The sequence below is a fragment of the uncultured Fretibacterium sp. genome, assembly GCF_938030725.1.
GTDB lineage: Bacteria > Synergistota > Synergistia > Synergistales > Aminobacteriaceae > Fretibacterium.
This window is the reverse complement of record NZ_CALHIQ010000065.1, coordinates 1-7,722: the sequence shown is the minus strand read 5'-3', so window position 1 is coordinate 7,722 and position 7,722 is coordinate 1. Positions and strand designations below refer to the sequence as shown.

Genomic DNA, 7,722 nt, shown 5'->3' with positions numbered 1-7,722 from the left:
CATCGCTGGGAAAATAAAAGATAATAAGAGTAAAGAACGAACACCGCGACGGTCCCTGGATGGACCAACATCGCAACGTGTCTAAAGGATATCACAAAAAGGAGAAAAGCGTGCGGAAATTCCGTTTTTACAGGTCAAATTCCCCTTCGTCCTTCTCCTCATCCTCCCCTGTATCTTCGACGTCCGCTGGCTGCGCGGCCTCGAAAAGCGCCTCCCCCTCCTCCGTCAGGATCGTCACCCTCCGCTCCGCCCTCTGGAGCAGCTTCTCGCTCTTTTTGACGAGGGCCACCCCCTCTTCAAAAACCGCCAGCGCCTCGTCCATCGACATCGGCTCGGACTCCAGGCGTTTTGCGATCTCATCCAGACGCGCCAGATTTTCTCCGAACGGCATATCCTTTCCCTCCCGCAAGGTCAAACGAGATAACGATCTCCACGTTATTGGTTGCCTTGCGTTATTGTAGCAGGTCGCGGCGCAAAAAACGGACGGGGCGTTTACGGACGACGACATCATCTTCTGCAACTTTTTAAGATCAGTCAGCGATTCTCCAAAAGTTGTGATAAAATTCTAGAGTTAATTTTGAGGATCGCTCGGCGGAGCGGGGAGGCATCGGGAAGCGCTCCCTCCCCCACGCCCGATGCAGGGAGGAAACGATCATGGCAAAGTTCTGTCAGTGCTGCGGGCGCGGGCCCGCTTCGGGAAACGCGGTGAGCCACTCGAACCGGCACACCCGTCGTCGTTGGCTCGTCAACCTTCAGAGCGTTCGCATCGACGCGGGCGACGGTACGACGTTCAAGGTGCGGGTCTGCACCAAATGCCTGAGGTCCGGCTTCGTCCGGAGGGCAATGGCCACCACGGCGCCGGCTGAGGCGTAAACGGATTCGGGGCTCCTGTCGGAGCCCTTTTTTTGTATGTGGTCTGAGCGGCGGTCGCGCCCCCTCTTCACCGAAGCCTGGGCAAAATTTTGGGGCGGCCCTGGCGGACTGCCCCAAACCTGCGTCACTACGCCCTGACGTCCAGTGAGCCGCCAAGCCCCATGGACTTGAGAAGCTGCGCCATCATGTCCTTCTGGGCCTCCATGACGTTCTTCAGCATGGAGGTCTGGACCGCCTGAGCCGTCCGCGCCGAGGCCATCTCCATGGAATACCGCGCGACATCCGCCGTGATGTCCACCATCGCTCACCCCCTTCGGCAGCACCCTGTCCACTTTGCAGGCCAGAGCCGCTTTGTTTATGATAGCACATCCGAACCGCGGCGCGGACGAAATGAAAGCGTTTGAGCTGATCGAGCGGCGCCGCAGCCGCAGAACCCGAAAGGAGGGGGCGCAGAGGTCATGGACGAAAAGGGCGGACTGTTGCTGATCCAGCAGAAGGACTACGATCAGGTGGGCATCGATGCGGCGGTGCGGCGGGCCTTTGACCATTTTGGCGGCGCATCGAGCCTCGTGAAGCGCGGAGATCGCGTGCTCCTGAAGGTGAACCTGGTGGGCAGGCACGCGCCGGAGCGCCGCGCCACGACGGACCCCTCCGTCGTCCGCGCCGTCGCCCGCCTGCTGCTGGACTGCGGCGCAAGGCCCTTCATCGCGGACAGCCCCGGCATCGACGCCTTCCATGAGGCCGCGGAGCGAGCCGGCTTCGCGGGCGTCGCACGGGAACTGGGAATCTCCTGCGTGGAGCTGACGGACCCCGCGCCCCTGAAGACCTCCGAGGACTCCCTCTTTCGGAAGATCGACGTGAGCCGCCTGGTCCTCGAGGCCGACGCCATCGTAAACCTCCCCAAGATGAAGACCCACGGACAGATGCTCCTCACCCTGGGCGTCAAGAACCTGTTCGGGTGCGTCGTGGGGCGCGCCAAGGCCGCATGGCACTTCGACGTGGGCTTCGACCGGGATCGTTTCGCGTCCCTCCTCCTGGACATCGCGGGGGCCGTGGCCCCCTGCCTGACGATCCTCGACGGCGTCGTTGGGATGGACGGAGAGGGGCCCACCAGCGGCCGCCCCAACCCCTGGGGCGTCGTGGCGGCCGCCCGCGACCCACTCCTCATGGACCTGCGGCTTTGCCGCATGATGGGCGTCCGCCTCGAGGACTTTCCCCTGTACCGCGCCGCCAGGCAGCGGCGCCTTCCCCAGTGCGCGCTGAACGACGCGGACGTCGCAGGCGACCTTCCGCCGGACCACGTCTTCAGCGTCAGGCTCCCCGCCCAGGGCAGCCTGCGCCTCCTGCCTCGCCTGCCCTTTTTGGAGCGGGCCATGACGTCCCGCCCCATCCAAATCGCGGAGCGGTGCATCGGCTGCGGGCGATGCGCGGAGGTCTGCCCCGCAGACGCGCTGATCCTCGGCGGCAGAACGCTCCGGTTCGACTACGGCAAGTGCATCCGTTGCTACTGCTGCCACGAGATGTGCCCCGTCCGCGCCATCGCGTTTCGAGAGAGCCCCCTCGTCCGCTTCAGCCGGCAGATCGAACGGTTGGTTGGATGGTTTCGGTGAAAGCCGGTTTGCCCAGCGGAGGCCCTTGTGATAGAATTCTCAAATTGAATATTTTATCGAGAGCACGGGGAGAGAGTCAGCTCGACGATCCTGCGCCAACCTGTTCGATGCGTCGTTCAAGGTGGTCCTGCTGACAGCGATAAGTGGAGCTTTGTCGTTTTTCAGGGAAACGCCGTCCATGGTCGCAGGGGCGGCGTTTCCGTTTTGCAGGGGGCGCCGGACCGTTCCGCAGCCGCGCTGCGTCATAATGAAAGGAGTTGCCGTCACCGTGAAGAAGCTTTTAGACATCCCGACGCCAAGCTACACCTTTGAGATATTTCCCCCCAAGGGCTCGACAAGCCTCGAGGGGACCTACGCCACCATCGACAACCTGGCGAGCCTCGGCCCGGACCTCATCAGCGTCACCTACGGCGCGGGCGGGACCAGCCGCGACAACACCGTGAGGATCGCCTCGGGCATCCAGAACAAGTACAGCATCATGGGCGTGGCGCACCTGACCTGCGTCGGGGCCACGCGGGCAAACATCGGGGAAATCCTGGACGAGCTCACGGCCGCGGGCGTCCGAAACGTCCTGGCCCTGCGCGGCGACCTGAAGGACGAGAATGACCTGGGCGAGTTTCACCACGCCTCGGAGCTCGTCGCCTTCATCAACGAACGAGGCAGCGACTTCGACCTGTTCGCCGCCTGCTACCCGGAGAAGCACCTGGAGGCCCCCAGCATGGGGACGGACCTGCATCACCTGAAGGAGAAGTGCGACCTCGGCGTGAAGGCTCTCATCTCGCAGCTGTTCTTCGACAACGACACGTTCTTCTCCTTCCGGGACAAGGCTCGCGCCATCGGCATCAAGCAGCCCATCATCGCGGGCATAATGCCCATCACCTCGCCCCACCAGATCGAGAAGATGATCACCATGTGCGGCGCCAGCGTACCCGCGCGCGTGCAGCGCTTCGTCGACGCCTACGGGCACAACTCTGGGGCCATCAAGGAGGCGGGCATCGCCTACGCCACGGATCAGATCATCGACCTCCTGGCCCGCGGGGTGGAGGGCATCCACCTCTACACCATGAACCAGGCGGACGTCGTGCGCCGCATCGACGAGAACATCCGCGCCATCCTCTACTCCATGAGGGTCAAGAGGTCCTGAATGCACCCCACGCAGGCCATGATCGACGACGCGCTGCGCTTCATGCGCGTTCCCCTAAACCAGCGCAGCGGAGAGCTCGCTGAGCAGGTGAGGCGGACCTTTGAGGAGCTTGAAGGCGTCGCGCGGCCCCGGGGCGTTTCCCGGCGCTTCCCTTTGGAGCTCCTTGCGGACGGCCTGGGCGTCGCCGTCGCGGGCTTCACCATCCAGAGCCGGGACCTGGCCAGGCTCCTGGCCCAATCCAGCGAGTGCTGCCTCATGGCGGTGACGTTGGGCAGCGAGGTGGACCGCGCCATCTTGAGGGCTCAGGCGCGGGACATGCTGGGAGGCGTCATGCTGGACGCCTGCGCATCCGTGCGGGCGGACGCCCTCTGCGACGAGGAGGAAGGGAAGATCGCCGGGGACCTGAAGGAGGGGGAACACCTCACCATGCGCTTCAGCCCCGGCTACGGCGATGCCCCCCTGCAGGCCTCGGCGGACGTCATCGCGGTTCTGGACGCGACGCGGCGCATCGGCCTCGCCATGACGAAGCGCTTCATGATGACGCCCGTCAAATCCGTCACCGCCATCATCGGCGTGTCGCTTCAGGACACGGACCGGACGCGCGGCTGCGGAACCTGCTCCGGGCGGGAGACGTGTCCCTACAGAAAGAGAGGAGAAGGCTGTGGACTTTGACCTTGGACATCTGAGGACGAGAGGGCCGCGCCCCAAGGAACTGGGGCGGGACATCCTGTTCTTCGACGGGGGCATGGGCACCATGCTTCAGGCGCGGGGACTGAAGCTGCGCGAGCTGCCGGAGTCCCTGAACCTCACCCACCCCGACCTGATCCGGGATATCCATCGGGAGTACGCTGCGGCGGGCGCCGACTTCATCACCACGAACACCTTCGGGGCCAACCCCTTCAAGCTGGAACGAGAGGGGCTCTCCGTGGACGCGGTGGTCCCCGCCGCGGTGCGGCTGGCGCGGGAGGCGGCGGCGGAGACAGGGGCGCTCACCGCGCTCGACATCGGCCCCACGGGGCGCGTGATGGCACCCCTGGGGGACGCCTCCTTCGACGATGTCTACGACGCGGTGGCCGCACAGGTGCGCGCCGGCCGCGACGGGAGCGACGTCGTGCTGCTTGAGACCTTCACCGACCTGCGCGAGCTTCGGACGGCCCTCCTCGCCGTGAAGGAAAACTGTAGCCTGCCCATCCTGGCCACCATGAGCTTTGAGGAGGGCGGGCGCACGTTCTTCGGCGCCACGGTCGCGTCCATGGTCATGACGCTCGAGGGCCTGGGCGTCGCCGCCCTGGGGGTGAACTGCTCCCTGGGGCCGGAGCAGCTCCTCCCCATCGTCCAGGATATTTGCGCGCTGGCCCATGCGCCCGTCATGGTGCAGCCCAACGCGGGCCTGCCCGTGATGCGCGACGGAGCCTCCTTCTACGACGTGACGCCGGACGAGTTCGCAGAGGCCGCCGTCCGGTTCGCGGAGATGGGTTGCGCGATCCTTGGAGGGTGCTGCGGGACGACGCCGGCGCACATTGCGAAGGTGGCCGCCGCCGTGCGCGCCGCACGGCAGGAGGTCGCACCCCGTTCCGTCCCCGACAGGACCTGTATCTGCACGCCGGGCGTCGCCGTTTCCTTCGGCACGGACTTCGTCATCATCGGTGAACGCCTGAACCCCACGGGGAAGAAGGCCCTCCAGGCCGCCATCCGCGCGGGGGACATGGACTACGTGCTGAAGGAAGCGCTGAAGCAGCAGGACCAGGGGAGCCACGTGCTGGACGTCAACATGGGGCTCCCCGACGTGGACGAGCCGGCCATGCTGCGGCGGGCCGTCGAGGAAATCCAGGCGGTGGTCGACCTCCCGCTGCAGCTGGACTCCCCGAACCCGGCGGCGCTCGAAGCCGGCGCCCGCGCCTATAACGGCAAACCCCTCCTCAACTCCGTCAACGGCAAGGAGAAGAGCCTGGAAACGGTGCTCCCCATCGCCAAGAAGTACGGCGCCTGCGTCCTGGGGCTGGCTCTCGACGACGACGGAATCCCCGACTCAGCCGAGGATCGTTTGGCCGTGGCCCGGCGCATCGTCCGGGAGGCGGAACGGCTGGGCATCCCCCGCCGCGACGTCCTGATCGATTGCCTGACCCTCACGGCCTCCGCGCAGCAGGACCTGGTTCGGGAAACGCTCCGCGCCGTGCGGATGGCGAAGGAAGAGCTGGGCGTTTCTACCGTGCTGGGGCTCAGCAACGTGTCCTTCGGCCTGCCGCGCCGGCCGCTGATCAACCGGACGATGTTCGCTGCGGCGCTGATGCAGGGCCTCGACGCCGCCATCATCAATCCAGGGGACATGGGCATGAGGGAGACGCTGGCCGCGTGGCGCCTGCTGAGCGGCATCGACCGGGAGGCCCACGACTACATCGCCTACTGTCAGGCGCACCCGGAGCCGACCGCTGCGGCCTCGGCACCCGTCCCGACGGGAAACGCCGAGGCCTCCCCCGCCGCCGCGGGGGGGCTGGACGAGGCCATCGTCCGGGGGCTGAAGGAGGAGGCCGCCGCGGAGACGGACAGGCTCCTTCGAGACCTGGCCCCCCTGGAGATCGTGGAGAAGCACATCGTCCCGGCCCTCGACTCCGTGGGGCGGGAGTACGAGGCGAAGCACCTGTTTCTGCCGCAGCTGATCAAGTCCGCCGACGCCGCCAAGGCCGCCTTTGAGCGCCTGAAGACCGCTCTAGCCGCCTCCCCTCAAAAGGACGCGGAAACGGCGCTGGGGCCCATCGTCCTCTGCACGGTGTACGGCGACGTACACGACATCGGCAAGAACATCGTCAAGGTCATTCTGGAGAACTACAACTTCAAGGTGGTTGACCTGGGCAAGGACGTGCCGCCGGAGCAGGTCGTCGCCGCGGTCCGGGAGAGCGGCGCGCGCGTCGTGGGGCTCAGCGCCCTGATGACGACGACCGTCGCCAGCATGAAGGACACGATCGAGCGCGTCCGCTCGGAGTGCCCCGGCGTAAAGGTGCTGGTGGGCGGAGCGGTGCTGACGCCGGACTTGGCGCGGTTCACGGGGGCGGACTTCTACGCGCGCGACGCCATGGAGAGCGTTCGGATCGCCTCGGAGCTCCTGAAGGACAAGGGGGCGTGAACCTGGGGAAAAAACGGCCGGGGCGGGTATAATTTTAACGTAGGGCTACCCCTGAAAAAGAGGTGCCCCCGGACTGAACTCCGGCATCCGGGAAGGTTGGGAAGGCCGGCCATTTATTAAGGAGGCAATCGACGTGCGCAGACTCACGCAGAGGGCCGCCCTCCGGGGCGCGACGGCAGCAGCGGCAATCGTCGCTTTGGGGACGCTCCTGCTCAGGGGGCTTGCGCTGCCCTGGAGCGAGGAGGGGGCTCTCTTCGCCGTCTACGGCGCCGGGGTGGGCTTCGCCCTGGCCATCCTGGGCAGCATGGGGCTCCTGTGGCTCTGGGAGCGGAAGAAGCGCCGCGGAGGCGGCCTTTGAGGGAGGGTTCTCCGTCATGTCCATGAAGTCGTCGCCGCGCCGGTTCTTCCTCGCCGCAGCTGCCGCCTGCATCGCCCTCACGGCCCTGGCCGCGCGGCGCCTGGGCGGCTTCCTGACCGTCTATCCAATGTGGCTCCTCTGCTGCAGCGTTTCAACGTTTCTGTTCTACGGCTTCGACAAGGTCCAAAGCAGGCGCGGAGGGTGGCGCGTGCCGGAGGCCGTGCTGCACCTCCTGTCGCTGGCCGGAGGTTTTGCGGGCGCCCTCTGTGGCAGGCAGCTCTTTCGCCACAAGACCCAAAAACCGGCCTTCCTCGTCGTCATCGTCCTCTCGGCCGTGCTGCACCTCGCCTTCGCCCTCTGGCTGCTGACGCGCCAGGGCTAACCCATGGGCGTCCGCATCCTGCCCTACCTTCGGGGCTCCAACCTCTCCTCCCTGATCCGGGAGCTTCTCCCCCTGGGCAACTCCCTGCGCTTTATCGTCCCCTCCCGCAAGGACCGGGAGTGGTGGTTCCTCCGTTCCGGCCAGGGGCAGTTCGGCCCGTTGGGCGAACGGGAGGACATCCTGTGGACCTGGCAGGACCTCTACGACGACATCGCCTCGACGCCCGGCGTGCAC

General features: G+C 66.0%; 10 protein-coding genes. 8 read left to right on the top strand and 2 right to left on the bottom strand.

Annotation, left to right across the window (positions count from 1 at the left end; all coding sequences use genetic code 11):
- Positions 1-127: 127 nt before the first annotated feature.
- Complete coding sequence (gene xseB, locus Q0629_RS03985; RefSeq protein ID WP_298779213.1) at positions 128-391, bottom strand: exodeoxyribonuclease VII small subunit; 264 nt, start codon at positions 389-391, stop codon at positions 128-130.
- Positions 392-654: 263 nt separating this feature from the next.
- On the opposite strand from xseB, the gene rpmB reads away from it, so the two are divergent.
- Positions 655-873, top strand: coding sequence for a 50S ribosomal protein L28 (gene rpmB / locus Q0629_RS03980; RefSeq protein ID WP_298779211.1), 219 nt, complete (start codon positions 655-657; stop codon positions 871-873).
- 127 nt (positions 874-1,000) lie between these two features.
- Here rpmB and Q0629_RS03975 read toward each other — a convergent pair whose 3' ends face one another.
- Positions 1,001-1,174, bottom strand: a complete 174-nt coding sequence (locus tag Q0629_RS03975) for a YjfB family protein (protein ID WP_298779210.1) — start codon at positions 1,172-1,174, stop codon at positions 1,001-1,003.
- Between the two features lie 157 nt (positions 1,175-1,331).
- Between Q0629_RS03975 and Q0629_RS03970 the strand changes: the two genes are divergently transcribed.
- From Q0629_RS03970 to Q0629_RS03940, 7 genes are all read left to right on the top strand, one after another.
- Positions 1,332-2,483 (top strand): DUF362 domain-containing protein, encoded by a 1,152-nt coding sequence (locus Q0629_RS03970; RefSeq protein ID WP_298779208.1) that lies wholly within the window; start codon positions 1,332-1,334, stop codon positions 2,481-2,483.
- Positions 2,484-2,751: 268 nt separating this feature from the next.
- Positions 2,752-3,627 carry a methylenetetrahydrofolate reductase [NAD(P)H] gene (gene metF / locus Q0629_RS03965; RefSeq protein WP_298779206.1) on the top strand — a complete coding sequence of 292 codons (876 nt, stop codon included), beginning with the start codon at positions 2,752-2,754 and terminating at the stop codon, positions 3,625-3,627.
- Positions 3,628-4,299: a vitamin B12 dependent-methionine synthase activation domain-containing protein gene (locus tag Q0629_RS03960; protein WP_298779204.1), complete on the top strand. Its 672-nt coding sequence runs from the start codon at positions 3,628-3,630 to the stop codon at positions 4,297-4,299.
- Complete coding sequence (locus Q0629_RS03955; RefSeq protein WP_298779203.1) at positions 4,289-6,748, top strand: homocysteine S-methyltransferase family protein; 2,460 nt, start codon at positions 4,289-4,291, stop codon at positions 6,746-6,748. Before Q0629_RS03960 ends, Q0629_RS03955 begins: the two co-directional genes overlap by 11 nt.
- A gap of 133 nt (positions 6,749-6,881) precedes the next feature.
- The gene (locus Q0629_RS03950; protein WP_298779201.1) at positions 6,882-7,106 is read left to right on the top strand and encodes a hypothetical protein; all 225 of its coding nucleotides are present in this window, start codon (positions 6,882-6,884) and stop codon (positions 7,104-7,106) included.
- Positions 7,107-7,122: 16 nt separating this feature from the next.
- Positions 7,123-7,488 carry a DUF1294 domain-containing protein gene (locus Q0629_RS03945; RefSeq protein WP_298779199.1) on the top strand — a complete coding sequence of 122 codons (366 nt, stop codon included), beginning with the start codon at positions 7,123-7,125 and terminating at the stop codon, positions 7,486-7,488.
- Between the two features lie 3 nt (positions 7,489-7,491).
- Positions 7,492-7,722: hypothetical protein (locus Q0629_RS03940; RefSeq protein ID WP_298779197.1), on the top strand; the 231-nt coding region annotated here is incomplete at its 3' end.

Coding starts and splice junctions, on each gene's coding strand:
- xseB (WP_298779213.1), bottom strand. CDS start 391: ATGCCGTTCGGAGAAAATCTGGCGCGTCTGGATGAGATCGCAAAACGC.
- rpmB (WP_298779211.1), top strand. CDS start 655: ATGGCAAAGTTCTGTCAGTGCTGCGGGCGCGGGCCCGCTTCGGGAAAC.
- Q0629_RS03975 (WP_298779210.1), bottom strand. CDS start 1,174: ATGGTGGACATCACGGCGGATGTCGCGCGGTATTCCATGGAGATGGCC.
- Q0629_RS03970 (WP_298779208.1), top strand. CDS start 1,332: ATGGACGAAAAGGGCGGACTGTTGCTGATCCAGCAGAAGGACTACGAT.
- Q0629_RS03960 (WP_298779204.1), top strand. CDS start 3,628: ATGCACCCCACGCAGGCCATGATCGACGACGCGCTGCGCTTCATGCGC.
- Q0629_RS03945 (WP_298779199.1), top strand. CDS start 7,123: ATGTCCATGAAGTCGTCGCCGCGCCGGTTCTTCCTCGCCGCAGCTGCC.